21 protein-coding genes are annotated in these 24558 nt (G+C 68.4%); 11 read left to right on the top strand and 10 right to left on the bottom strand.

Annotated elements, in window-relative coordinates; genetic code table 11:
• Positions 1–25 precede the first annotated feature (25 nt).
• From glf (PGB26_RS12930) to PGB26_RS12905, 6 genes are all read left to right on the top strand, one after another.
• Positions 26–1162, top strand: a complete 1137-nt coding sequence (glf, locus tag PGB26_RS12930; RefSeq protein WP_271638048.1) for a UDP-galactopyranose mutase — start codon at positions 26–28, stop codon at positions 1160–1162.
• A gap of 11 nt (positions 1163–1173) precedes the next feature.
• Positions 1174–3069, top strand: a complete 1896-nt coding sequence (locus PGB26_RS12925) for a glycosyltransferase (protein ID WP_271638047.1) — start codon at positions 1174–1176, stop codon at positions 3067–3069.
• 209 nt (positions 3070–3278) lie between these two features.
• Positions 3279–5354 (top strand): acyltransferase family protein, encoded by a 2076-nt coding sequence (locus tag PGB26_RS12920; RefSeq protein WP_271638046.1) that lies wholly within the window; start codon positions 3279–3281, stop codon positions 5352–5354.
• 96 nt (positions 5355–5450) lie between these two features.
• Complete coding sequence (gene glf, locus PGB26_RS12915) at positions 5451–6599, top strand: UDP-galactopyranose mutase (protein WP_271638045.1); 1149 nt, start codon at positions 5451–5453, stop codon at positions 6597–6599.
• Positions 6600–6606: 7 nt separating this feature from the next.
• A complete protein-coding gene (locus PGB26_RS12910) occupies positions 6607–7425 on the top strand; it encodes an ABC transporter permease (protein ID WP_271638043.1) in 819 nt (272 codons plus the stop codon).
• Complete coding sequence (locus tag PGB26_RS12905; protein ID WP_271638042.1) at positions 7425–8162, top strand: ABC transporter ATP-binding protein; 738 nt, start codon at positions 7425–7427, stop codon at positions 8160–8162. Before PGB26_RS12910 ends, PGB26_RS12905 begins: the two co-directional genes overlap by 1 nt.
• Before the next feature lie 55 nt (positions 8163–8217).
• On the opposite strand, the gene PGB26_RS12900 is transcribed toward PGB26_RS12905, so the two are convergent.
• The 4 genes from PGB26_RS12900 to PGB26_RS12885 form a co-directional block, all read right to left on the bottom strand.
• On the bottom strand, positions 8218–8829 hold the full coding sequence (locus PGB26_RS12900; RefSeq protein WP_271638041.1) for a hypothetical protein: 612 nt from the start codon (positions 8827–8829) through the stop codon (positions 8218–8220).
• Entirely contained in the window at positions 8826–9785 is a 960-nt protein-coding gene (locus PGB26_RS12895; RefSeq protein WP_271638039.1) for a glycosyltransferase family 2 protein, read from the bottom strand. The genes PGB26_RS12900 and PGB26_RS12895 overlap by 4 nt, the downstream gene beginning before the upstream one ends.
• Before the next feature lie 70 nt (positions 9786–9855).
• Positions 9856–11181: an O-antigen ligase family protein gene (locus PGB26_RS12890; protein WP_271638037.1), complete on the bottom strand. Its 1326-nt coding sequence runs from the start codon at positions 11179–11181 to the stop codon at positions 9856–9858.
• The gene (locus PGB26_RS12885) at positions 11178–12593 is read right to left on the bottom strand and encodes an O-antigen ligase family protein (RefSeq protein ID WP_271638035.1); all 1416 of its coding nucleotides are present in this window, start codon (positions 12591–12593) and stop codon (positions 11178–11180) included. The genes PGB26_RS12890 and PGB26_RS12885 overlap by 4 nt, the downstream gene beginning before the upstream one ends.
• Positions 12594–12798: 205 nt before the next feature.
• Here PGB26_RS12885 and PGB26_RS12880 point away from each other — a divergent pair, with 205 nt between their 5' ends.
• From PGB26_RS12880 to PGB26_RS12870, 3 genes are all read left to right on the top strand, one after another.
• Positions 12799–13116, top strand: coding sequence for a WhiB family transcriptional regulator (locus tag PGB26_RS12880; RefSeq protein WP_101187161.1), 318 nt, complete (start codon positions 12799–12801; stop codon positions 13114–13116).
• A 67-nt stretch (positions 13117–13183) separates the two neighbouring features.
• The gene (locus PGB26_RS12875) at positions 13184–16246 is read left to right on the top strand and encodes a glycosyltransferase (protein ID WP_271638032.1); all 3063 of its coding nucleotides are present in this window, start codon (positions 13184–13186) and stop codon (positions 16244–16246) included.
• Positions 16243–17613, top strand: coding sequence for a DUF5719 family protein (locus tag PGB26_RS12870; protein ID WP_271638030.1), 1371 nt, complete (start codon positions 16243–16245; stop codon positions 17611–17613). Before PGB26_RS12875 ends, PGB26_RS12870 begins: the two co-directional genes overlap by 4 nt.
• Positions 17614–17649: 36 nt before the next feature.
• Here PGB26_RS12870 and PGB26_RS12865 read toward each other — a convergent pair whose 3' ends face one another.
• Positions 17650–18078, bottom strand: coding sequence for a hypothetical protein (locus PGB26_RS12865; protein ID WP_271638029.1), 429 nt, complete (start codon positions 18076–18078; stop codon positions 17650–17652).
• A gap of 67 nt (positions 18079–18145) precedes the next feature.
• Between PGB26_RS12865 and PGB26_RS12860 the strand changes: the two genes are divergently transcribed.
• On the top strand, positions 18146–18424 hold the full coding sequence (locus PGB26_RS12860) for a DUF3499 family protein (protein ID WP_442922988.1): 279 nt from the start codon (positions 18146–18148) through the stop codon (positions 18422–18424).
• A gap of 89 nt (positions 18425–18513) precedes the next feature.
• Here the strand turns inward: PGB26_RS12860 and PGB26_RS12855 are convergent, their stop codons facing one another.
• A complete protein-coding gene (locus PGB26_RS12855; protein ID WP_271638027.1) occupies positions 18514–19323 on the bottom strand; it encodes an RDD family protein in 810 nt (269 codons plus the stop codon).
• A gap of 16 nt (positions 19324–19339) precedes the next feature.
• Between PGB26_RS12855 and PGB26_RS12850 the strand changes: the two genes are divergently transcribed.
• On the top strand, positions 19340–20329 hold the full coding sequence (locus PGB26_RS12850) for a stage II sporulation protein M (protein ID WP_271639673.1): 990 nt from the start codon (positions 19340–19342) through the stop codon (positions 20327–20329).
• On the opposite strand, the gene PGB26_RS12845 is transcribed toward PGB26_RS12850, so the two are convergent.
• The 4 genes from PGB26_RS12845 to PGB26_RS12830 all read right to left on the bottom strand — a co-directional run bounded on the left by PGB26_RS12845 (position 20316) and on the right by PGB26_RS12830 (position 24558).
• Complete coding sequence (locus PGB26_RS12845; protein ID WP_271638026.1) at positions 20316–21134, bottom strand: MIP/aquaporin family protein; 819 nt, start codon at positions 21132–21134, stop codon at positions 20316–20318. The genes PGB26_RS12850 and PGB26_RS12845 overlap by 14 nt on opposite strands.
• A gap of 136 nt (positions 21135–21270) precedes the next feature.
• On the bottom strand, positions 21271–22767 hold the full coding sequence (locus PGB26_RS12840; protein ID WP_271638025.1) for a catalase: 1497 nt from the start codon (positions 22765–22767) through the stop codon (positions 21271–21273).
• Positions 22760–23197: a Fur family transcriptional regulator gene (locus PGB26_RS12835; protein WP_271638024.1), complete on the bottom strand. Its 438-nt coding sequence runs from the start codon at positions 23195–23197 to the stop codon at positions 22760–22762. The genes PGB26_RS12840 and PGB26_RS12835 overlap by 8 nt, the downstream gene beginning before the upstream one ends.
• A 53-nt stretch (positions 23198–23250) precedes the next feature.
• A complete protein-coding gene (locus PGB26_RS12830; RefSeq protein WP_271638023.1) occupies positions 23251–24558 on the bottom strand; it encodes a DUF58 domain-containing protein in 1308 nt (435 codons plus the stop codon).

The following is a 24558-nucleotide window of genomic DNA, read 5'->3' as shown; positions in this document are numbered from 1 at the left end:
GTCTAGCGTCACGAAAGTTGCATACATGGATCTCCTCGTCGTTGGGTCGGGTTTCTTCGGCCTCACCATCGCTGAGCGCGCAGCTGAAGCCGGTCGTAAGGTCACCGTCATCGATCGGCGACGCCACATCGGCGGTAACGCGTACAGTGAGGCCGAGCCCGAGACGGGCATCGAGGTGCACCGGTACGGTGCGCACCTGTTCCACACGTCGAACGCGACGGTGTGGGAGTACGTCAACCGATTCACGACCTTCACGAACTACGTGCACCGGGTCTACACGAACCACAACAGCGTCGTGTATCCGATGCCGGTGAACCTCGGCACGATCAACCAGTTCTTCAACGCTGCCTATTCGCCCGACGAAGCGCGTGCGCTGGTCAGGGAGCAGGCGGGGGAGTTCGACGTGAAGTCTGCGCAGAACTTCGAGGAGAAGGGCATCGCCCTCGTCGGACGCCCGCTCTTCGAGGCGTTCTTCCGCGACTACACCGCGAAGCAGTGGCAGACCGACCCGCAGAAGCTCTCCGGGGACATCATCAGCCGGCTCCCGGTGCGCTACACCTACGACAACCGCTACTTCAATGACACCTGGGAAGGGCTGCCGACCGACGGCTACACCGCGTGGCTGGAGCGGATGGCTGATCATCCGAACATCGAGGTGAAGCTGGATGTCGACTACTTCGATGAGACTCAGCCGCTGAACAAGCGCGACACGGTGGGACAGCTGCCGGTTGTCTATACGGGTCCCGTTGACCGCTACTTCGACTACGCCGAGGGCGAGCTGAGCTGGCGCACGCTGGACTTCGAGCAGGAGGTTCTGAATGTGGGTGATTTCCAGGGCACGAGCGTGATGAACTACCCCGATCTGGATGTGCCGTTCACCCGCATCCACGAGTTCAAGCACTTCCATCCGGAGCGCAAGGCGATCTTCGAGTCTGACAAGACGGTCATCATGCGCGAGTTCTCGCGATTCGCGAACCGCGAGGACGAGCCGTACTACCCGGTCAACACGCCTGCGGACCGCGACGGTCTGCTGGCATACCGCGAGCTCGCCAAGGGCGAGCAGGGCGTGCACTTCGGCGGTCGCCTCGGCACGTACCAGTACCTCGACATGCACATGGCGATCGGCTCCGCCCTCTCCATGTGGAACAACCAGCTCGCGTGAAGGACAGCGACATGACTGACGAACAGAACAAAAACTACATTGCCGTCAACCACACCGTCTTCCCGATCGAGGGAGTGGCGGAGGTCTCTGCACTGTACGTGGACACAGGCTCTGGCGACGGATCTCAGCCCGGGGAGGCCTACGAGATCATCGACCGGCGTAGCATTCGCGTCTACGCCCACCGCCGCGTGTCGCTGAGCACGTACTTCAACGCGTTCCCCGCGAGCTACTGGCAGCACTGGACGCGGGTCCGGTCTGTGCGGCTGGTCGCCACAGTCAAGGGGCGTGGCCTCATCTCGGTCTACAAGTCGAGCGCGCGAGGACGGGCGTCGGCGCTGGCTTCGAAGACGTTCGCCGACGAGATGGTGACCTTCGATCTGCCAATCACATCGTTCATCGATGGCGGTTCGTACTGGTTCGACCTCGCATCAGGCGACGAGGACGTCACTCTCGTATCGGCGGAATGGCAGGTTGCTGAACCCGAGAATTGGAAGCCCGGCAAGACAACCGTTGGCATCACGACGTTCAATCGACCCACCTATTGCCTCAATCAGATCATCGCCGTGGGGCAGAACGAGCACGTGCACGAAGTGCTTGACCGCGTCATCGTCGTCGACCAGGGCACCGACCTCGTGTCGGACCAGCCGGGCTTCGCGGCTGCCGCCGCGGCCCTCGGCGACACCCTTGAGATCGTCCGACAGCCGAACTTGGGAGGGTCCGGCGGATTCTCGCGCGCCATGCTCGAGGGGCTCAGCTCAGAGAATAGCGACTACGTGCTGCTGCTCGACGACGACGCCATCTCCGAGCCCGAGGCGATTGTGCGTGCAGTACGCTTCGCCGACTTCGCGGTGACACCCACCATTGTGGGAGGGGGTATGCTCCACCTCGACGATCGCTCGGTGCTCTACACCCAGGGCGAGGTGTGGGACCCGCGCAAATCCTGGATGCGCCCCTCGGGCGCGAGCGAGTACGACCACGATTTCGCCGAGGAGCCCCTGCGCGAGACGCCCGAGCTGCATCGCTACCTCGGTGCCGACTTCAACGGCTGGTGGATGTGTCTCATCCCGACGTCGATTCTGCGGGAGATCGGCCTCTCGCTCCCGGTCTTCCTGAAGTTCGACGACATCGAGTTCTCTCTGCGGGCGCGGGCGAAGGGGTACCCTACCGTGTGCCTGCCCGGTGTGGCGGTGTGGCACATGGCGTGGCACGACAAGGACCCCACGCGCACGTGGGAGGAGTACTTCATCCACCGCAACCGTGTGATCACCGGTCTTCTGCACTCGGATGTGCGCAACGGGGGATACCTTCCGCTGCACTCCTTCCTCGGCGACATCAAGCTGCTGTTCATGCTGCAGTACTCGGCGGTTCGCCTTCGCCATGAGGCGCTGAAGGACGCGTTCCGCGGGCCGTCCCTCCTCCCGGACCTGCTTCCGAGCAAGCAGGCGGAGATCCGTGAGCTGCGCACGAAGTACGTCGACTCCAAGGTCGTCGACGACTTCTCCACGCTCCCGCCGGTTCGCCGCTCGTCGGTGGCTATCCTCGGCGGCGTGCGCAAGCCGACGAATCCGGTGGCTACTCTTGCCCTCGCCGTCCGCGTCGCCATGCGCCAGCTGCTGATCAAGCAGTCAGTAGGCAGTAGGCGCAACCCCGAGCGCGTCATCCCCGCGCCGGACATCACCTGGTGGCGATTCGCCGACATCGATTCCGCGCTGGTGACCTCTCCTGACGGCCTGGGCGTCGCGTGGTACCAGCGCGACCGCGCGACGATGCATCGGTTCCTCTGGCGAAGCATCCGACTCAACCTCAAGCTCGCCCTCGGATGGAGGCGGCTGGCCGAGCAGTACTCGAAGGGTGCGCCGACGATCACTTCTGCGGAGCAATGGCGCGAGACCTTCGACAGCGTGTAAGACCGCGTCCATTCCGCTATCGCGGGGCGGTCTGATCAGCGCGCAATGGAGATGAGCAGGGCCAGCCTGAAACTCGACTGCGCTTGGGCGCTTGTCTCGCCGCCCTCCGCGCGGCGGACGCGTCACTCGGCGTCGAGCACTAAGGTGGGAAGTTGGCTCGGCCGCGCCGGATGACTGCGGCGGTCCCGTACACGTCACGACAACCTGCTATGAACCTCAATCCTCTTCGAGGTCGCGACAACGCACCAGACGCGACCACTGCTCCCGGCTACCGTGCCGACATCGATGGGTTGAGGGCGCTCGCAATCCTCCTCGTCGTGGTGTACCACGTCTGGCTCGGTCGCGTTTCGGGCGGCGTCGACGTCTTCCTGATGGTGTCGGCGTTCTTTCTCACAGCCTCGTTCGTGCGGCGCGTGAGATCCGACCGGCCGCTCGAGCTCGGAGCGTTCTGGCTCCGCCGCTTTCGCCGGCTGCTTCCGGCGGCGGCCGTCACGATCGCCGGTGTGCTCGCGGTCGCGTTTCTGAGCTACCCGGAGACGGAGTGGCCTCGCGTGTGGTCGGAGGGGTGGTCCAGCCTCTTCTACGTAGAGAACTGGACACTCGCGTTCTCCGAAGTGGACTACTACGCGCGGGATTCTGTGAGACCCAGCCCGTTCCAGCACTTCTGGTCGTTGTCCGTTCAGGGGCAGGTTTTCGTCCTCTGGCCGTTGATCGTCGCGGCCGTCTGGCTGTTTCTCCGAAAGCGTCGGTATGCCATCATCCCGGCGCTAGCGCTCGTGTTCAGCGCCATCTTCGTCGGCTCTTTGGCTTTCTCGATCATCGAGACTGCTCATGCTCAGTCGTTCGCCTACTTCGACACCCGCACACGCTTATGGGAGTTCGCCGCCGGTTCGCTTGTTGCGCTCGCGCTCCCGTTCGTGCGCATCCCGCGGTGGAGTGCAGCCATCCTCGGATGGGTGGGGGTCTTCGGGATCGTGCTGTGCGGTGTCGTCCTCGACGTTCAGGGCGGCTTCCCCGGATATCTGGCGCTGTGGCCGGTCGGCTGCACCGCGCTTGTCATCATCGCGGGAGTCGACCGCGTCCGAAGCGGGCCGTCCGCGTTCCTCGAGTCTGCGGCTCTTCGCTACGTCTCCCGCGACGCCTACGCCCTTTATCTTGTGCATTGGCCTGTGCTGGTGACGTGGATGGTGCTGAGCGGGCGCTCGCAACCGGGGTGGCTCGCCGGTCTGGGGATCGTGGGACTGTCGTTCATACTGGCGCGCCTGGTGTCGGCACTCGTCGAGCAACCCATCCGTGTTGCCCCAGCGTTCGACCGGCTGCCCCGGCTGGGAGCGATGGTGCTCGTCGCGTCTGTCGCGGTCGTCGCGGTTCCCCTCGGAGCATGGCAGCTCGCGATCAAACAGAAGGAGACGACGTTGATGGCCAGCGAGTCGGCGGGCTACCCCGGCGCGGCGCAGGTCGATGGTCCCGTAGACCTTGCGGGCGTCGACCTGCCGTTGAGACCGCTTCCCACCGCGCTTGACGACGAATGGGTGGACCTTGGGCTCTCGTGCTCCGGACCCCTGGAGCCCACGGACTCCGCGCTGAGAGGCAGTTGCGTACAGACGCCGGGTGCCCAGGATCCCGCAACTACTCGCGTGCTCGTGATGGGAGACTCCCATGCGCAGCAGCTCATGTCACCGCTCGTCACGCTAGCCGATGAGCAGGAATGGGAACTGATTTCTCTTCTCAAGGGGGGATGCTCTATCGGCATCGGCGCCCCCTCGTGGTCGGGCAGCGGCCCTCCCTGCGACGAGTGGAGAGTGGCCGCCGTTGACTATGCATTGCGCATTCAGCCGGATGCCGTCTATCTCGTCGTGACACGCGCGACGCCCGCCTCGCCGGAGGTGCTGGTGGAGGGCATCGACGTGGTGATCGATGCTCTGACAGCACAGGGCATCGAGGTGATCGCCGTCAGAGACAACCCTCGCTTCGACTTCAACATGTATGAGTGCGCGCTCGCGGAATCGGAGGCTGTGCCAGGCGAGAACCCAGCGCCTTGCGGCGTCCCCGAGGTCGCCCTGGAGAGCGGGAACGCGCTCAATGCGATCGTGGAGAACCCCGGCGTTACTCTGGTGGATTTCCGCCCTTGGCTCTGCCCCGACGGGGTCTGCCGCGGCATCATAGGAAACATAGCGGTCTATATCGACGACAACCACCTGTCCAGCACGTATGGCCGCACGCTTGCGCCGATGCTGAAGCGAATGCTCGAGGCAGGAGAGCGACTTGATGTGAACGCCGCTTGACAGGTGACACACCGCACGCCCCGGGTAGAGTGGACTGCTGTGTGCCGCGGCCAGTTCCGCGCATCCGTGAGCCTTCATCGGGCAGAAAGCAGGAACATGGATCTCCTCGTCGTCGGGTCGGGTTTCTTCGGCCTCACCATCGCTGAGCGCGCAGCTGAAGCCGGTCGTAAGGTCACCGTCATCGATCGGCGACGCCACATCGGCGGTAACGCGTACAGTGAGGCCGAGCCCGAGACGGGCATCGAGGTGCACCGGTACGGTGCGCACCTGTTCCACACGTCGAACGCGACGGTGTGGGAGTACGTCAACCGATTCACGACCTTCACGAACTACGTGCACCGGGTCTACACGAACCACAACAGCGTCGTGTATCCGATGCCGGTGAACCTCGGCACGATCAACCAGTTCTTCAACGCTGCCTATTCGCCCGACGAAGCGCGTGCGCTGGTCAGGGAGCAGGCGGGGGAGTTCGACGTGAAGTCTGCGCAGAACTTCGAGGAGAAGGGCATCGCCCTCGTCGGACGCCCGCTCTTCGAGGCGTTCTTCCGCGACTACACCGCGAAGCAGTGGCAGACCGACCCGCAGAAGCTCTCCGGGGACATCATCAGCCGGCTCCCGGTGCGCTACACCTACGACAACCGCTACTTCAATGACACCTGGGAAGGGCTGCCGACCGACGGCTACACCGCGTGGCTGGAGCGGATGGCTGATCATCCGAACATCGAGGTGAAGCTGGATGTCGACTACTTCGATGAGACTCAGCCGCTGAACAAGCGCGACACGGTGGGACAGCTGCCGGTTGTCTATACGGGTCCCGTTGACCGCTACTTCGACTACGCCGAGGGCGAGCTGAGCTGGCGCACGCTGGACTTCGAGCAGGAGGTTCTGAATGTGGGTGATTTCCAGGGCACGAGCGTGATGAACTACCCCGATCTGGATGTGCCGTTCACCCGCATCCACGAGTTCAAGCACTTCCATCCGGAGCGCAAGGCAATCTTCGAGTCTGACAAGACGGTCATCATGCGCGAGTTCTCGCGATTCGCGAACCGCGAGGACGAGCCGTACTACCCGGTCAACACGCCTGCGGACCGCGACGGTCTGCTGGCATACCGCGAGCTCGCCAAGGGCGAGCAGGGCGTGCACTTCGGCGGTCGCCTCGGCACGTACCAGTACCTCGACATGCACATGGCGATCGGCTCGGCGCTCTCGATGTGGCGAAACGAGCTGTCGGGTCAGGACGACTGACGGAAATATGAGCAGGACCACCGTCGGCGCGCCCGGCACTCCGCAGCGGTACGTTCATTCGCTGTGGTTGCTGTCGGCGCGCGACCTCAAGGTCCGTTACTCCACGAGTGCGCTGGGGTACCTCTGGTCGGTGCTCGACCCGCTGGTGATGAGCGCGATCTACTGGTTCGTGTTCACGCAGGTGTTCCAGCGTGACGTCGGCGAGGACCCGTACATCATCTTTCTCATCAGCGGCCTGCTGCCGTGGGTGTGGTTCAACTCTTCCGTATCGGACTTCACGAAGGCCTTCAAACGCGACTCCAGGCTGGTTCGATCCACCGCCATTCCCCGCTCGATCTGGGTCAACCGGATCGTGCTGAGCAAAGGCATCGAGTTCCTCTTCTCCTTGCCCGTGATGGCGCTGTTCGTCGTCGTGAACCTGCTCACGGAGAGCGATTCGGGTCACACCGTGCAGATCGGGTGGGGGATTCTGTGGCTGCCGGTGGCGGTGGTGCTGCAGATCATCCTCCTCGTCGGGCTCGGATTGCTCGTGGCACCGCTGTGCGCCCTGTACGCCGATCTCGAACGCACGACCGGACTAATCCTGCGGGCGCTCTTCTACGCGACCCCCATCATCTACAGCGTTTCGAACCTGCCTGAACCGTTCGATGTGATCGGTGCCTTCAACCCCCTCGCAGGCATCTTCACGCTGTACCGGATGGCCTTCTTCCCTGATCAGTGGAACGCGCTCACCGTGGTGATCAGCGCGGTGATGAGCTTGATGATCCTTGCGCTGGGCGTGTGGGTGTTCCGGACGCTCGAGCGCCCCGTGTTGAAGGAGCTGTGATGACCGCAGCAATCGAGGTGAAGGACCTCGGCGTGCACTTCCGGCGCAACCGCCGCGGCCGCCGCAGCTTCAAGGACCTCTTCGCCGGAGCATCCCGTCGCTCCCGGCCCGGCGAGTTCTGGGCCCTGCGTGACGTGAGCTTCACCGTGCAGCCGGGGGAGTCGATCGGCGTGGTCGGCCGAAACGGCCAGGGCAAGTCGACCCTGCTCCGCCTCGTCGCCGGCGTGCTTCTTCCCGACGAGGGACAGGTCGCCGTGCACGGCGGCGTCGCGCCCCTGATCGAGCTCACCGGTGGATTCGTCGGCGACCTCACGGTCCGCGAGAACGTGCGGATGACCGCGGGCCTCCACGGCATGTCGCGCGCCGAGGTCACGAAGCGCTACGACGAGATGATCGAGTTCGCCGAGCTGACTGATTTTCAGGACACGCCGTACAAACACCTCTCGAACGGAATGAAGGTCCGTCTGGCCTTCTCCGTGGTCTCTCAGCTCGACGAGCCCATCCTGCTGGTCGACGAGGTGCTCGCCGTTGGAGACAAAGCATTCCGAGACAAGTGTTACAAGCGAATCGATGAGCTGCTCGCTGAGGGACGCACCCTCTTCTTCGTGAGCCACAATGAGCGCGATCTACGGCGCTTCTGCAAGCGCGGGTTGTATCTCGACAAGGGTGCGCTCGTACTCGATGCATCGATCGGAGACGTGCTCGAGCGTTACAACGCCGATCACAACGCCGGCTGATCACTCCGCTCGGGAGCACCTTGGCGTCGCATGTCACACTCTCATGGCGTGCTGATCACAGCCCGACCAGGTCTCGCAGGCGCTTAGCGGAAACGCGTGCAGCATCGACTGAAACGTCCGATCCCGACGAGACCGCTTTCCTGAGCTCGGTCAGGCGTCCGCTGTAGTCCGACACCGCCTCGCTCCAGTCGGAGCTGATCGAAGACGGCGCGGGTACCTCCGCGAGACGCTGAGCGTCGTCCCTGAGGTTGTCGACGACCGGCACAGCGTCCGACCCCTTGCTGTCCGCGACGATGTCGAGTCCGGTCAGCGCATCATCGAGCCAGCCGCCGACCTGGCCACGGAACGCATCCATGCTCGGGTCGACCGGCGGGGGAGGTGTGGTCACCGGCGTCATCGACGGCTCGGGCGCCTCGGACGGCGCCGCAGAAGGAGTCGCGGACTCCGTTGCAGAAGCAGACGCCGAGGGCGAAACGCTCGCAGACGGCGTCGCGCTCGGCGTCGCGGTCGCACTCGCGAGCGGCGCACCGGGCCGCAGGAACAGCCAGAACACCAGCGCCGCGATCACGACCGCAGCCACCGCCAGACCGACGATCAGCCAGGTGCGGCCGCGCTTGGGCTTCTCATCCGGATACGCCCACACGTACTCGGGCTGCTGCTCGCTCATCGTGCCTCCAGTGTCGGCATGGGCTGCCAGGTGCGGTCGCGGCCGATCCGTCCGCCGTCGCGCAGGCCGCGGAACAGGTTGCTCGTGCCGCGTACCGTCCGCTCGACGAAGAGCAGCCGGATCAGCTCCTTGAAGAACGTCGCCGTGGTGCCGAGGCCGAACAGCACCGGGCTGTACGCCCCGTGCACCCGGTAGTAGTGCTTGATATATGCGCGATTGCGCATGATGTAGTAGCGGTACGCGTTACTCGACGCGTTCATGTGCCGGATGCCCATGTCCCACTGCTTGATCTCACGCGTGCGGCGCAGCACGAACTCGTCGACGATGACGGCAGTGGTCAGGCGTGATGCCAGCCAGCCATACATCTGGTCATCCCAGTAGATGAAGAAGCGCGGGTCGGGCAGGCCGATCTGCGCGACGATCGAGCGATGGATGAACATGCCCTCGAAGCATCCGCTGTTCATCTCCTTGAAACCCGACGAGTCGAACTTCGACGGAGCGAAGGGGATCGGGATGCCCATCCGGTCGGCGATGCGGTACTGCCAGTAGAACTCGCTGCCGTCGTAGTCGTAGCGCCGGCCCTGGATGCTCTTGAAGCGCCGCGACCAGCGACCCATCTTCGCGAGGCCGTCCGGCAGCACCTCGACGTCGTCGTCCATCATCCAGATCCATTCGGATCCCAGCTCGTACGCTGTGCGCATGCCTTCGCTGAAGCCGCCGGAGCCGCCGGTGTTGGTCTCGAGGCGGCGGTAGACGATCTCGGTGCCGATGTCGTCGCGGAAGGAGTCGACGACCTCGGTCGTGTCGTCCGCCGATGCGTTGTCGATGACCACGACGCGGCCGGGCTTCGGATCCATCGACCGGATGCTGGTGAGCAGCCCGCTCAGCAGATGCGAGCGGTTGTACGTGACGATGACGATCGACGCGGTGGACGGATCGAACGCGCTGCCGGTCATGCCCAGCTCTCCGAGCGGGTGCGGATGGGCAGGGATTCTGTCACGGGGGTCACGGGATCACAGTCTATCTTCATGATCCTGTGGCGCCCGGGAGCGGAGGGCGCTCCGACCCGAGCGCCGGGATCGCGCCGGTGTGGGCCGCGTCGATGCTCTCCCGCCACGACCTGGTCTGCCCGGCCCGCAGGGCGCAGAGCACGAGCAGCAGCCAGCCCGTCGAGGTGAGAGCGAAGCTCTCGAACATCGACTCCACCCCGAGCGTGACGAGCACGAGCGGCGCCCACGCGTACACGACCGAGCGGCGCACGCTCGCTACCAGCCACGAGCGCACGAGGGCGACCCCGCCGAGCACGACGAAGAGCGCGAGCCCCGCCCAGCCCAGCTGCAGCAGCAGGTCGAAGTACGCGTTGAGCGCCGACTGGTGGTGATCCGACAGCAGGAAGTTGATGTACGTGAACGGGTACTCGCCCCGCGGCCACGGCCCGAACCATCCGTAACCGGTGATCGGCCGCTGCGCGATGAAGTCGAGCATCATGTTCCACAGGTCGGCCCTGGTCGAGAAGTCGGAGCCGGCATCCAGCAGACGGATGATCTGGTGCCGGAGCGCGAATGCGACGATGAGCCCCAAGACCACCAGCCCTCCCAGCGCCACCTGGACGGCGCTGCGGCGGTGGGCGGGGGTGTGTCGCACGATCACGAGCGCGACAGTTGCCACACCGACGGCTGCGGCGAGCACCACGACGGTCGGCGAGGCGGAGAACAGCGCGAGCGACCCGCCGAGCGCCACCGACAGCACGCCCGCGACGCGACCGATCGACTGCGTGCGCCATTCGATCACGAACGTGATCAGGGCGATCACCGCAATGAAGCCGAGCATGTTCCGGGTGCCGAAGATGCCCTGCACCGGGCCGCCGACCGCGAGCGAGCCCTCGATGCCCAGCAGGCGGAACGGGGTGTCGAGCAGGATGCCGAACACGATCTCGAGCGCCAGCGACAGGCTCAGCAGCCAGCGCAGCGTGTCGCCGATGGCTCGCACGGTCTGCAGCGTGTCGCGCACGTGTCCGATCGTGATCGCGATGACGGCGTAGCCGAGCAGGGTGAACCAGCCGGCGACCGTGCCCCCGCGATCCGAAGACCACAGCACGCTCAGCAGAGCGAGCAGCAGAAAGCCGAGCAGCGACGTCGGTGCGAGCCGAAGCAGCGAGAGCTCCTCGCGGCGCACGACCAGCACCGCGGCGCCGATCACGGCGAGGGCGCCGATGATGGTCGTGAGGCTCACCGGAGACATCATCCGCTCGATGAGGAACGACGAGAAGACGGCGGTGAGCGAGGTCAGCGTGTAGGCGCGGGCGAACAGCGCCGAACCCAGCAGCGAGACGACGAAGCGCCGCGGCGTCATGGCACCTGCCGCGGCTGCGGGCCGTGCGAGATGAGCGGCGTGCGCTCGCCGACCCCCACGCCGATGAGCGGCACCGCCTTCATCTTGAACGAGAGCAGGATCAGCAGCAGCCAGCCCCACAGCATGATCGGCGCCGATTCGGCGAGGCCCTCCACGAGCAGCACGGCCGTGAACAGCACGGGCAGCAGCGACAGGGGGGAGTAGGGGCGACCGGCGTCGAGATCCCACCGTGGCCGGTCGACGGCGAAGAACCACGCCCGCCACAGCAGCGCCAGCCAGGCGACCGCCATCAGCACGACGCCGACCACGCCGAGCTGCAGGAACACGTCGAGCCACATGTCGTGCGCGTGGAAGACGCTGAGCCCGTGGTTCACGATCCAGCCGTCGAACGCCGGATCCCAGGGAACCCAGGGGGAGGAGAAGCCGTTGCCGAACACGGGCCGGGTGATGGCACGCTCCCACACCGCCTGCCAGATCTCGATGCGCCCGGTGAGATCCGAGCCCTTGCCGAGCGCCGACAGGAGCTGATCGCGCAGCAGCACCGCGCCCCCGACGCCGACGACGGCGACAGCGGCGAAGAGCAGGTACAGCCGGCCGCGCCCCCGGGGCGTCGCGGCACGCATCAGCATCACGGCGGCCAGCACCGCCACGACGACCGCGATGCTCAGGTAGACCGTGGCCGACGCGGCTTTGACCAGCAGCACGACGGCGAGCACAGCCCAGAAGATCAGCATGGTGCGCCGTCGCACCTGCGTCGCGTACAGCACGGCGAACACGATCAGCGCGAACAGGCACATCATCGCGAGGGTGTGCGCGTTGCCGACGACCCCCTGGATCCGGCCGTCGTCGAAGAGGTTGCCGCGCACCCAGTAGAGGTGGGGGTCGATCTTCCCCTCCGGCAGATCGACGAAGTTCGGCAGCAGCGGGTGGCGCAGCACGAGCGCGACCCATAGTTCGATAGCGAGGGAGAGCCCCAGGATCAGCTTGAGTGCGGTCGAGATCGCGCGGGCGATCTCGTTCCAGGTAAGGGTGGTCGCGATGAGCACCGCGGTAACGGTGATGGCGGCCAGCAGCGACCAGGTCAGCAGCGTGGCGGCGGGCCAGCGAGACCAGAGGGAGGATGCCAGGGCCAGGGCCGCATAGCCGAGTGCCGCCCACGGCAGTCGGCGCCAGGGGAAGCGGGTGGGACGCTGCGCGACGACCTCCGGCACCCAGATGGCCAGCGCGCCAGCCGTGAGCAGGACGAGCAGGATGCCTGATCCGAGCGCCCCGAAGGTGTTGTACACGGCCGTGTGCGCGAAGACGCAGAACAGAGCCAGGACGCTGTACGCGCGCACCAGCAGGTGCCCGGTCGTCTCGCGGGGCGGCGCCGCGGGGCGAGGGGCCACGGGATGCTTGCTGTACACGGCCATCGGGTTCAGGCTACCGCGCCCGGCCTCGCTCGCACTCGCCTCTAACCGTGCTCGCGTACACCGGCGCGACACGCCGATGGGCGTTCAATGAACCTTAAACGCCCCGTTGAGGGTTTACGATCCGCGACTTGACCGCAGCGAATGACACGGGTGTAATTAGTGGTGCACGGCCCGGAGGGGGCACAAGCAGGGTTGGGAGATCGAGATGACGGGTTACCGGTCAGACGTTCCCGAGAATTGGTTCGTCGATCCAGTGAACCTCGGCGTACCCGGAGTACGCCGGGCTGACGCCGAAGATGATGGCGCGCTCGCCTGGCAGGTCGACGCGCTGTGCGCGCAGACCGACCCCGAGGCGTTCTTCCCCGAGAAGGGCGGCTCGACGCGCGACGCCAAGCGCATCTGCACATCGTGCGACGTGCGGGGCGAATGCCTCGAGTACGCGCTCAGCAACGACGAGCGCTTCGGCATCTGGGGCGGTCTCAGCGAGCGCGAGCGCCGCAAGCTCAAGCGCCGCGCGAGCTGACGGCTTCGCGGGCACGCCGAGGTCGATGATCGGCGCCCCGCGGATGCCTGTCTAGGCTGTCTCTGCCATGCCATCCCGAGTACACGCCATCGTCGTCGCACGCACCGGCGACTCCGCAGCAGCACAGCTCAGCGAGACCCTCGACGCCCTCCGCGCTCAGACGACCCCGCCTGACGCCGTCACCGTCGTGGTGCTCGGCAGCGGTGCCCAGGTGCGTGCCATCGACGGCATCGGGCACAGCGTCGAGGCGATCATCGAGGCGCGGGCGACCACGACGTTCGCCGAAGCCGTCGCCCTGGCGCAGCCGCGCGTGGCGAGTGGCAGCTCGGTGTGGATGCTCACCCACGACTCGAGGCCGCGGCGCAAGGCGCTGCAGCTTCTCGCCGGTTCGCTCGAGCGCTCGCCGTCGGCCGCTCTCGCCGCCCCGAAGCTCGTGCGATACGACGACGACCGCGAGATCGTGTCGATGGGCGTGAGCATGAGTCGGTTCGGCAGAGCCGTCGAGCTCGCCGCCGACGAACTCGATCAGGGGCAGCACGACGCCGCCGAAGACGCCCTCGGTGCAGACGTGCGCGGCATACTCATCCGCGGAGCCGCGCCCGTCGTGCTGCGGCCCGATCCCGGTCTCGGCGGCGCCGATGAGGGTCTCGACCTCGGCGTGCGCGCCCGGCTCGGCGGCGCACGCATCGTGCTCGTGCCGAAGGCGCGCATCGGCGTGCGACCCGACGGCGTCGCCGCACTCCCGCAGAGAGAAGCCGCGCGCACGTGGGCGACCCGTCGCGCCCAGCTGCACCGGCGCCTGGCCTACGCGCCGGCCTTCGCTGTTCCGCTGCACTGGCTGAGCCTGCTGCCGCTGGCCCTCTGGCGGTCGATCGTGCACCTCATCGGCAAGCGGCCGGGTGCTGTCGCCCCCGAATGGGGAGCGGCCCTGGCCGCCATGCTGGCGGTGCCGGCAGTGGCGCGCTCACGACGCGCGATCCGCTCGTTCCGCACGGCGTCGTGGGCCGGGATCGCTCCGCTTCGCGTGACGCGGACCCAGCTGCGGCACCGCCTCGATGACGGGCACGGCAGCGAGCGCGGCGCGGTCAGTGAGCTGCACTTCTTCAGCGGCGGGGGTGCGTGGGCGGTGCTCGCGGCGCTCGTGGTCAGCATCGCCGCGTTCTTCCCGCTGCTCGCCTGGCCCAGCATCGGCGGCGGCGAGCTTCTTCCCATGCAGCAGGCGGTCGCCGACCTCTGGAACGACGCCGCTTGGGGTCTGCGCGATCTCGGCCCCGGCATCATCGGACCGGCAGACCCGTTCGCGGCTGTGCTCGCGGTGCTCGGCACCCTGTGGCCGGGTTCGCCGTCGTTCGCGGTCGTGCTGCTCTGGCTGGGTGCCCTTCCGCTCGCGGTGCTCGGCGGGTGGTTCGCCGCGACCAGGATCACCGACCGTGCCGGCCTGCGGATCCTCGGCGGCGTGCTGTGGGCGCTGGCTCCCACGTTCCTCGCCGCTCTCGTGCAGGGCCGACCGGCGGCGGTGCTGCTGCACCTGCTGCTGCCCTGGCTGTTCCACTCCGCGGCCGTGGCGCACCGATCCTGGGGAGCGGCGGGAGCGGCATCCCTGCTCGCGGCAGCCTCCCTCGCCTGTGCGCCGTCGCTCGCGCCGGCTGTCGTCGCGCTCTGGGGCCTGGCGGTGATGGCGATGCTCGCCGCCGGCCGGGTGCGCGGAGCCGTGCGCGTGTTCTGGCTGCTGATCCCCGCGGCCGCGTTGTTCGCGCCCCTGGTCTACTGGCAGCTACGCCACGGCGAACCGTGGGCGCTGCTGGCCGACCCCGGCGCCGTCGCGCCCCTCGCCCAGGCGGCCTCGGACGCCGCAGGACGCCTGCTCATCGCTCAGGGCTTCCCGTCGCCCGACCGCGGCGGGTGGGAGTGGCTGCTGGGCGGCAGCTTCGCGCCGTTCGCCTTCCTGCTGCTGCTGCCGGTGGCGGTGCTCGCCTTGACCTCGGCGCTCTCTCCGCGGTGGCGCGCGGGCTTCGCCCTTCTCGCGACCACGATGGCCGGACTCGTCACGGCGATGATCGCGGTGGGCGTGCAGGTGTCGTTCGCCCAGGGCGAGGCCGTCGCCATCTGGCCCGGAACCGGACTCAGCTTCGCGTGGCTCGGTGCAGTCGGCGCTGCGCTGGTCACCCTCGACACGGTCGTGGCGGTGCCCGCATTGCGCTCCGCAGCGGCGCTCGTCACCGGCGTCGGGGTGCTCGTGTGCGCTGTGCCAGGCCTGCTCGCGGTCAACCTCGGTGAGGCGCAGATCCGCAACGGAGCCATGAGCACGCTGCCGGCTCTGGTCGCAGCCCACGCCTCCGACGACGCCGACAGCGGCACGCTCGTCATGACGCCCCTCAACGACGGCTCCCTCGCCACCCAGGTGGTGTGGGGCCCCAGCGCCACACTCAGTGCACAGAGCACGATGCTCACCACTGCGACGCGTGTGCGCGACGACTCTCTCGCCGCTGACGCGGTCGACCTGCTCTCGGCGCGCGACTTCGATGCCGCGGCGGCGCTCACCGATCGCGGGATCGGCTTCGTGCTGCTCTCCTCGCTCCCCGGCCAGAGCGATCAGGCTCGCCGCATGAGCGAGACCGCGATCACGGCGATCGACCAGCGCGCCGGTTTCGTGAAGGCGGGCGACACCCCCAACGGGATGCTGTGGCAGACGGCCACGACACCCGCTGAGCGCGCACAGCCCTCGCATGCGCAGAACGCCCTCGGCAACCTCATCGGGCTGGGCCAGCTCATCGTCGTGCTGGCCGCCGTGCTGCTGTCGATCCCGACGCGCGCGTCGCGTCGAGCCGCTCGCGCTCGCTCGCGTGTCGTCGGCCGCTCACTCGACGAGCCGATCGCCCCGCGACGGGCGGATGGCGATGCCGCTGCATCTGATGCCGATGCGCAGGGTTCCGATGCGCAGGGTTCCGGTGCGCAGGATTCCGGTGCGCAGGTCGCCGATGCGCGCGACGGCGACGCCGCTGACGACGACGCACGCCCCGCCCAGTCCGACCCATCGGCCCGGGAGCGTCAGCCCGAACCCGCCGGAGTCGTGTCGCCCACCGCGGCAACGGCGACTCCGCATCCCGCCGCCGAGGAGAACAGCCGATGAAGCAGAGCACGATCCGCCTCGCGGCCACCGGCGCCAGGCTCGCCACCGGGGCGGTCGTCGCCGCGGCATGCGTTCTCGGCGTCGTCGCCGCGGTCGCCACGCCGTGGCCGAGTGTGCAGAACGAGCCCGCCGCCGCGACGGTCACCCCGGTGCCGGGCGATGCGACGATCGTGTGCAACGGAGCCTTCCGTGCGCTGGGGCGCGACTCCAGCCGGGCCGAGTCGCTGGTCTCGGCGGCCGCCCCCACGGTGCGGATCGACGCGCGCGAGCACGAGACGACCACGACCGACCTGGCGATGCCGAACGTGCTGGGCGGCGAGGGCGCGCAGAGCATCACGGCGGCCGTCGCGGATCGCACCGCGCCGCTGATCTCCGCATCGGAAGCGGTCAGCCTCGACGAAGAGGATCTGCGCGGATTCGCCGCCGCGCCGTGCCGCGAGCCGGGGATGAGCTCATGGCTGGTCGGCGGCGACGGGTCGACGGGATCGTCCGACCTGATCCTGCTCTCCAACCCCGCCGACGTCCCCTCCACCGTTCAGCTGAACGTCTACGGCGCCCAGCGCAAGACGACCACCAAGATCGTTCCGCCGAAGACGCAGACCACCCTGACGCTGGCATCCGTCGCGGGTGCCGAGCCGCGTCCGGTCATCGAGGTGATCGCAGCCGGAGCGCCCGTGCGCGCAGCGCTGCAGTCGGCGCACGTGCGCACGCTCGACGCGGTCGGCATCGACGTGCAGGACGGCGTCGGTGGCGCGCAGCGCAGCCTGCGCCTGCTGGGCGCCCAGTCGCAGCCGATCTCCGAGGGAGACGACTCGACCGGCATCCTGCTGCGCATCCTCTCGCCGCGGGAAGACGCCACCGCGACGGTGCGCGTGCGCGGCGCGGACGGCACGGTCGACTCCGACGAGTACGTGATCGATCTCACCGCGGAGACCCCCACCGAGGTCTCCCTGACGGGGATGGGCGCGGGGGCGCACGACATCGAGATCGATGCGACCGCGCAGGTCGTCGCCGGTGCGCGTCAGACGGTGCGTGCCGACGGGCGCGAGGACTTCGCCTGGATGCTGCCCGCCCCGCAGCTGACCGGCACCGTGCCCTTCAGCGTTCCCGGTGGTGCGGCGGCGACGCTGTACCTCAGCAACGCCGAGGACAGCACCGCCACGGTGACCCTCGAGGGCGTCGACGAGCGAACGGTCGAGCTGGCGCCGAACGGCGTGGAGCAGGTCTCGCTGCAGCCCGGCGAGCATCTGCTCACCGCCGACAGGGCGGTTCACGCCGCGGTCGGCCTGCTCGGCGACGCGGCGATCGCAAGCTGGCCGCTGTGGGCGCCGCCGGCGACGCAGCAGCCGATCATCGTGCACCCCTGACGACCCGTCGGGCCCGTCCGGTCCGCGCGCGAGCGATCAGTGATCGCGGCCGTCCGGCCCGAGCTCCCAGGGCTCGCGCCCCACGTACTCGGCCGCCGCATGGAATACGGCGCTCTCGACGGCCATGCGGCGATGGGCCGCGTCGTCGTGTCCCTTCGGCAGCAGGCGCTCGATCGGCACCCGGTACAGCGTCACCCGCTGCGCAGCAGGGTCGGCACGCCACAGCGGGATGCCGTCGGCGCGATCGTGCGCGGGCATCGCGGCGATCTCGAAGCGCACGTCTCGCAGCTCCTCCCAGGTGCCGCGAAGATACTCGACCGCGCTGCCGACCGTGATCTCGAACCGGTCGAGCCGCCCGTCCAGCGGCGGCAGGGGCGGCCTGACCACCTCACTGCGCCCGAGTCGACCGTGGCGGCCGTGACGCGTGCCGCGCCGGGGTGCGGGGGAAGAGCGTCGGTCGGGCATGCCGAAAGTCTATTCGCTGCCGCGCGGCTGCACCCCGCTCGCACGACCCGGTCATAGTGTGGAGGCGATGGACGACAGACTCCGACTCGACGATGCGCCGCGACGCGACAGAGGATCGCGCCTCGACGCGCACCTGGCCGTCGGTGAACGGCTGTGCTCGAAGGTCGCCTGTGCGCGCGAGGCGATCGCGACGCTCACCTTCGACTACGGCGACCAGATGGCCGCGCTCGGTCCGCTCGGGCCCGGTGGCGACCCGCACGCGCACGACCTGTGCGCCCAGCACGCCGATCGGCTGTCGGTGCCCGCCGGGTGGCTGGTGATCCGCCACGAGGCGCTGCGCTCGTGAGCGCCCCCCCTGATGACCACGCCCTGATGACCGCACCGTCAGCCGCTGCGCTCGTCACGGACTGACGAGCGCCGATCGCGGCGACGCGCTCAGAGCCCGATGCGCCGCCCGCTCAGGCGCTCGGCGCGCTCGTCGGCGAGCGCGAGCGCGCGCTGTTCGCGCCGGCGGCGCAGCACGGTCACCCCGAGCAGCAGCTCCTCGGGAGACACCGCCGGCACCGGCGAGATGAACGGCTGCGCTTCGAGGGCGAGCTCGTGCGCGACGCTGGCTCGTGCCGAGGGTGAGAGACGCTGAGCGCCTGCGAGGAACTGCGAGATGCGCCGAGCGAGCCGATCGGGCATCCGCGCGACGTCGGCGACGGCGGCCCACCCCTGCAGCGACGGCGGCAGGTACGGCTGATGCGACGGCAGGGCGGGGGTGCGCACGCGCTGCGAGTAGGTTCCGGCGACCAGGTCGCCGAGTCGCTGCGAGCGGGCGGTGAGCGCACCGGTGATCACGGCGGCCCCGCCGAAGGTCATGTACACCTCGAGCACCCCCACGAGGGCGCGAATGAACGTGTGCCGGAAGGTGATCGCCCCGCCGTCGACCCGCACGATGCGCCCGCCGACCGCGAGCTTGCCGACGCTGCGGCCGCGCATGGCCACCTCGACGGTGATCGGCAGCACGAGAAAGCTCAGCACGGCGGCGCAGATCATCAGGATGCGGAAGGTGTGCTCGGTCAGCAGGCCCTCGGTCATCAGCCACACCTGCACGAACGTGACGGCGAGGAACAGGGCGAACCCGATGGCCATATCGATCAGAGCGCCGGCGGCGCGCAGCACGAAGCCGACCGGCTGCACGTCGATGGCGACGGCCTCGCCCGACAGGATCTCCTGCTCATCGGTGATCGTGGCTGACATGAGTACAGTAAATCAGGTGGATGCCGATGCCCTCGCCGACGCCCGCCGCCCCGAATGGGAACGGCTCGATGCGCTGAGCCGCAGACGCCGCCTGAGCGGCGCAGAGGTCGACGAGCTGATCGTGCGATATCGCGCCGCGTCCGCCGACCTCGCCGAGCTGAAGACGTCGGTGGGTGACTCGCCGCAGGGCGCGTACCTGTCGACGATTCTCGCTGCTGCGCGGCTGCGATTCACCGGGGCGGGCGACAACGTGCTGGCGCAGGCCGCACGCTTCTTCGCGCTGCAGCTGCCCGCGGCGCTGTACCGGATCCGCTGGACCACCGCTGTCATCGCGATCTCCTTCGTGCTCGTGGTGGCGCTCACGACAGCGTGGATCGCCTCCGATCCTGCGCTGATCGCGACGCTGGGGCCGCCCGATGTGCTGCGGCAGTACGCCGAGGAGGACTTCGTAGACTACTACGGCCCGATGGCGTCGTTCGCGGGGATGGTCTGGCTCAACAATGCGTGGATCGCCATGCAGTGCGTGCTGTTCGGCGTGACGGGCATCTGGCCGGTGTGGATGCTGATCCAGAACGCCTTCGGACTCGGCGTCTCCGCCGCGGTCATGTCGGCCTACGGACACCTCGACACCATGGTGCTGCACATCCTGCCGCACGGGCTGCTCGAGCTCACCGCCATCTTCGTCGCGGCCGCTGCGGGCCTGCACATCTTCTGGGCGTGGGCAGCCCCCGGACGGCGGACCAGGGCTGAGTCGCTGGCCGCCGGCGGTCGTGCTCTCGCTACCGTCGCGATCGGCCTGGTCTTCGCCCTGTTCCTCTCGGGTCTGGTAGAGGGCTTCGTGACCGGCTCGAACCTGCCGTGGCCCGTGAAGATCGGGATCGGCGCGCTGGCGCTCGGCGCGTTCCTGTTCTACATGCTCGTCATCGGCAGGCGCGCAGCGCGTCGGGGCGAGAGCGGCGACCTCGTCGAGTACGAGGCGGGCACGCCGACGCTCACGGCTGGGTGAGCGAGGACCACCCTCCGGAGTCGTCGTCCGACTCGCCGCCATCCGGTTCGACTGTGCCATCGAAGAGAGCACGGTACGCGATGCCGATCGCCGCCGCCGCGACGCCGGGGAAGACGAGGAACACCCAGAGCTGAGCGAGCGGGCCGATGCCCCCGTATATCGCCGTGGCGATCGCGCGCGCGGGGTTCGCGGCGCCGCCGGCCACCGGGATGGCGACGAACTGGATCGCCGCGAAGGTGAGGCCGATCGCCACACCGCCCGCCGCGGTTCGGCGCTCGGGGTGGGTCACGCTGAGGAAGACGAGCACGAGAAGCGCGGTGAGGATGATCTCGATGACGATCACCGCGGGCATCCCGAACCCGCCCGGCGAGAGCGTGCCCCAGCCCGTGCTCGCGAACCCGGCATCCTGCACGCGCTCCAGCCACCGCTCCGGGCCGAACAGGCCCACGACGATGAGCGCCGTCGAGGCGATCACCGCGCCGACGACCTGCGCGAGCACGTACGGCAGCGCGTCGCGCCATGCCAGGCGGCCGGCGGCAGCGGCGCCGATGGTCACCGCAGGGGAGAAGTGCCCGCCGGAGATCCCCGCGAACGAGCTGAAGGCGGCGAGCAGTGCGATGCCGAATGCGAGCGCCACGGTCAGATTCACGGCTGAGCCCGCGCCGGGATCGGCGAACAGCGTGGCGGTGAACAGCGACGCGCCCACGCCGAGGAAGACGATCAGGAACGAGCCGAATCCCTCGGCGGTCAGCCGGGCGCCACGGGAAGCGGCCGCGGCTGCGACGGACGTGCGGGGTTCGGTCATGCCGGCTCTCCTCATCATGCCGGCCACGCGCCGGATCGTCCTTCGATGATCCCGCATCACCGGGTGAGCCGGGCGGGCACACGCCGAGGCCCCTCCATCGCGGCGATGAAGGGGCCTCGTGTTCGCGTGAGCGGGATTACTCGCCGATGCCGATCGGCTCGGGCTCGCCGATCGGCGCGCCCGCGAGCGCCCGAAGCTGAGCCTCCAGGTCCTGGTCGACCTGACCCCAGTACCAGAAGAAGCGCTCCTGGATGGCGGGGACGGTCAGCCCGTTGTACTGGCCGACGAGGGTCTGCACGAAGCGCTCGCGCGCCTCGTCGTCGAAGACCTCGCGGTAGAGGATGCTCGCCTGGACGAAGTCGCCGTCGTCCTCGCGCAGCGTGGCGGCGGAGCGCACCAGCTCGCCGTCCGACTCCCAGCTCGCCTCGACGCCGAGCAGCGGGTCGGCCTCGGGGCCGCCTGCGGCACCGTACGAGTTCGGGGTGTACACCCGGTGCTCGGCCGGGGCGTAGTGGTACTGCATCTGACCCTCGTGCATGTAGTTGCGCACCTGGGCCGCGTGCGGCTGGTTCACCGGCAGCTGGTTGAAGTTCGCGCCGATGCGGTACCGCTGCGCGTCGGAGTACGAGAACACGCGGGCCATCAGCATCTTGTCAGGCGAGATGCCGGTGCCGGGAACCTGGTTGCCGGGCGAGAAGGCGGCCTGCTCGATCTCGGCGAAGAAGTTCTGCGGGTTGCGGTTCAGCGTGAACGTGCCCACCTTGATGCGCGGGTAGTCCTTCTTCGACCAGGTCTTGGTGAGGTCGAAGGGGTTGTAGCGGTAGGTCTTGGCCTCTTCGTACGGCATGATCTGCACGTACACGTCCCACTTCGGGAAGTCGCCGCGCTCGATCGCCTCGAACAGGTCGCGGCGGTAGTAGTCGGCGTCCTCACCGGCGATGCGCTCGGCCTCGCCGGCCGACATGCGCTCGACGCCCTGGTGGGAGAGGAAGTGGTACTTCACCCAGAAGCGCTCACCGGCGGCGTTGACCCACTGGTAGGTGTGCGAGCCGTAGCCGTTGAGGTGGCGCCACGAGCGCGACAGGCCGCGGTCGCCCATGACGTAGGTGACCTGGTGGGCCGACTCGGGGGAGAGGGTCCAGAAGTCCCACTGCATGTCGGCGTCGCGCAGACCCGACGCGCCGAGGCGCTTCTGCGAGTGGATGAAGTCGGGGAACTTCATCGCGTCGCGCAGGAAGAAGGTCGGGGTGTTGTTGCCGACGATGTCCAGGTTGCCCTCGGTGGTGTAGAACCGCAGCGAGAAGCCGCGGACGTCGCGCCAGGTGTCGGGCGAGCCCTGCTCGCCGGCGACGGAGGAGAAGCGCAGCAGCGTCTCGCTCTTCGCGCCGGGCTGGAAGACGGCGGCGCGGGTGTACGCCGAGACGTCCTCGGTGACCTCGAACTCGCCGAACGCGCCGCCGCCCTTGGCGTGCGGGTTGCGCTCCGGCACGCGCTCGCGGTTGAACGATGCGAGCTTCTCGACCAGGTAGCGGTCGTGCAGCGCGGTGACGCCGTCGGCGCCGACGGTCAGCGAATGCGCATCGCTTGCGACGGGCGTTCCTGTCTGTGTGGTGGTTGCGGGCTTGTCAGCCATTGCCGTTCCTTTCGCATTCGTGACAGAGGGCTCGGTAGGTGACCGCGGCTTCGAGGATTCGCATGCCGTGGTCGTGAGAGGGGTGCAGGCAGGGGGCGGCGCCGATCGCGCAGGCGACGTCTTCGACGCGCCCGCAGCTCACGCACTGCACGTGGTGATGGTTGTCGTCGGTGCGCAGCTCGTAGAGGGCGCTGCCGACGTCGGGGAGATTCACGCGCTGCACGATGGCGGCGTCGGTGAGATCGTTCAGGATGCCGTGGACCGTGGCGAGCGCGATGCCAGGAAGCGCGTCACGGATGCCGGTGAAGACGACCTCCGCCGAGGCGTGGGGCCTCGCGGCGAGGGTCTCGAGCACCCGGATCCGCTGCACGGTGACGCGCAGGCCGGCATCGCGCAGGCGCTGCTGAGCAGCGACGTCGGAGAGGGGCATGCCCCCACCTTATTCTGAATCAGTCAGAAAAGCGAATGCATCGGGTCAGCGTGTCACAGGCGACCTGCTGCCTTCAGCTCGAGGTAGCGATCGGCGATGCGCGGCGGGAGCTGCTCAGGATCGGCTGCGATCGCCTCGCCGCCCGCGCGCCGGATGGCATCTGCGACGACCTGCGCGTCGGCCATGGTCTGCTCGGCGGCCGCGGCGAGATAGACGTCGGCTCTCGACTCCCGTCGCCGGGCGAGCTCTGCGATCGCGTCGTCCGTCACCGAGCCCACCAGCACGGTCGTCGCCCGCGAGGCCGTCGGGAACGCGCCGAGGAATCCGCGCGCCGTCTCGGCCGCATCCTGTGCGGTCAGCACGACGATCAGCGACGGTCGCGTCGTCAGCGTGCGGATGGCGGCGAAGGCGCCGGCCCAGTCGGTGTCGACCAGGCGTGCGTGCACGGGCGCCATCGCATCGGTCAGTGCCGGCAGCAGCGCCGCACCCTCGACGCCGGTGACGCGCGCGCGGGCCACCCGGTCGTACATGAGCAGGTTGACGTGGTCGCCCGCCCGAGCCGCGAGGGCGGAGAGCAGCAGAGCGGCTTCGAGCGAGGCATCCAGCCGGGTGCCGTCGCCCACGCGGGCGGCGGCGGTGCGGCCCGTGTCGATCAGGATGACGACCTGCCGGTCGCGCTCGGGGCGCCAGGTGCGCAGCATCGTCGTGCCGGCGCGTGCGGTGGCCCGCCAGTCGATCGAGCGGATGTCGTCTCCGCGCACGTACTCGCGCAGCGAGTCGAACTCTGTGCCCTGGCCTCTGACCTGGATGGAGGTGTTGCCGTCGAGCTCGCGCAGCCGCGCCAGGCGTGAGGGCAGATGCTTGCGCGAGCTGAACGCGGGCAGCACCCGCAGCGCCCCCCGCACATCGTGCCGCGCCTGCCGTCCCGCAAGACCCAGCGGTCCGCGCGAGCGCACCACCACGAACTCGCTGACCAGCTCGCCTCGGCGGCGCGGGCGCAGCGGCACATCGAAGCGCCGACGCTCTCCGGCGGGGACACTGAGCCGCACGCGCTCCTCGCCGGCTCCCGCGGTCGGCTGCCAGGCGTCGCGGAGCTGCCCGCGCAGGGTGCGCGTGCCGATGTTCTGCACGGCGACGCTGGTCTGCACCGGCTCGCCGAGCCGTGCACGAGCGGGAATCGACCGAGTGACGATCAGCGAACGCGGATTCGGGGCAGTCACGACGTCGATGGTCACGAGCAGGACGCACAGCAGCACCCAGCCGCCGAACACCGCCCACGGCGGCGCGCCGGCGACGCTCAGCAGCGCCGTCGGCACGACGCCCAGCGCGATCAGCGGGGCGAGAAGAGCGGTGACGAACAT

The sequence above is a fragment of the Microbacterium sp. nov. GSS16 genome, from assembly GCF_028198145.1.
Taxonomy (GTDB): domain Bacteria; phylum Actinomycetota; class Actinomycetes; order Actinomycetales; family Microbacteriaceae; genus Microbacterium.
This window is presented reverse-complemented; position numbering and strand designations above follow the sequence as displayed.

Excerpts from the sequence above, each read along its gene's own strand:
- glf (WP_271638048.1), top strand. The coding sequence starts at position 26 with ATGGATCTCCTCGTCGTTGGGTCGGGTTTCTTCGGCCTCACCATCGCT.
- PGB26_RS12925 (WP_271638047.1), top strand. The coding sequence starts at position 1,174 with ATGACTGACGAACAGAACAAAAACTACATTGCCGTCAACCACACCGTC.
- PGB26_RS12920 (WP_271638046.1), top strand. The coding sequence starts at position 3,279 with ATGAACCTCAATCCTCTTCGAGGTCGCGACAACGCACCAGACGCGACC.
- glf (WP_271638045.1), top strand. The coding sequence starts at position 5,451 with ATGGATCTCCTCGTCGTCGGGTCGGGTTTCTTCGGCCTCACCATCGCT.
- PGB26_RS12910 (WP_271638043.1), top strand. The coding sequence starts at position 6,607 with ATGAGCAGGACCACCGTCGGCGCGCCCGGCACTCCGCAGCGGTACGTT.
- PGB26_RS12905 (WP_271638042.1), top strand. The coding sequence starts at position 7,425 with ATGACCGCAGCAATCGAGGTGAAGGACCTCGGCGTGCACTTCCGGCGC.
- PGB26_RS12900 (WP_271638041.1), bottom strand. The coding sequence starts at position 8,829 with ATGAGCGAGCAGCAGCCCGAGTACGTGTGGGCGTATCCGGATGAGAAG.
- PGB26_RS12895 (WP_271638039.1), bottom strand. The coding sequence starts at position 9,785 with ATGACCGGCAGCGCGTTCGATCCGTCCACCGCGTCGATCGTCATCGTC.
- PGB26_RS12890 (WP_271638037.1), bottom strand. The coding sequence starts at position 11,181 with ATGACGCCGCGGCGCTTCGTCGTCTCGCTGCTGGGTTCGGCGCTGTTC.
- PGB26_RS12885 (WP_271638035.1), bottom strand. The coding sequence starts at position 12,593 with ATGGCCGTGTACAGCAAGCATCCCGTGGCCCCTCGCCCCGCGGCGCCG.
- PGB26_RS12880 (WP_101187161.1), top strand. The coding sequence starts at position 12,799 with ATGACGGGTTACCGGTCAGACGTTCCCGAGAATTGGTTCGTCGATCCA.
- PGB26_RS12875 (WP_271638032.1), top strand. The coding sequence starts at position 13,184 with ATGCCATCCCGAGTACACGCCATCGTCGTCGCACGCACCGGCGACTCC.
- PGB26_RS12870 (WP_271638030.1), top strand. The coding sequence starts at position 16,243 with ATGAAGCAGAGCACGATCCGCCTCGCGGCCACCGGCGCCAGGCTCGCC.
- PGB26_RS12865 (WP_271638029.1), bottom strand. The coding sequence starts at position 18,078 with ATGCCCGACCGACGCTCTTCCCCCGCACCCCGGCGCGGCACGCGTCAC.
- PGB26_RS12860 (WP_442922988.1), top strand. The coding sequence starts at position 18,146 with ATGGACGACAGACTCCGACTCGACGATGCGCCGCGACGCGACAGAGGA.
- PGB26_RS12855 (WP_271638027.1), bottom strand. The coding sequence starts at position 19,323 with ATGTCAGCCACGATCACCGATGAGCAGGAGATCCTGTCGGGCGAGGCC.
- PGB26_RS12845 (WP_271638026.1), bottom strand. The coding sequence starts at position 21,134 with ATGACCGAACCCCGCACGTCCGTCGCAGCCGCGGCCGCTTCCCGTGGC.
- PGB26_RS12840 (WP_271638025.1), bottom strand. The coding sequence starts at position 22,767 with ATGGCTGACAAGCCCGCAACCACCACACAGACAGGAACGCCCGTCGCA.
- PGB26_RS12835 (WP_271638024.1), bottom strand. The coding sequence starts at position 23,197 with ATGCCCCTCTCCGACGTCGCTGCTCAGCAGCGCCTGCGCGATGCCGGC.
- PGB26_RS12830 (WP_271638023.1), bottom strand. The coding sequence starts at position 24,558 with ATGTTCGTCACCGCTCTTCTCGCCCCGCTGATCGCGCTGGGCGTCGTG.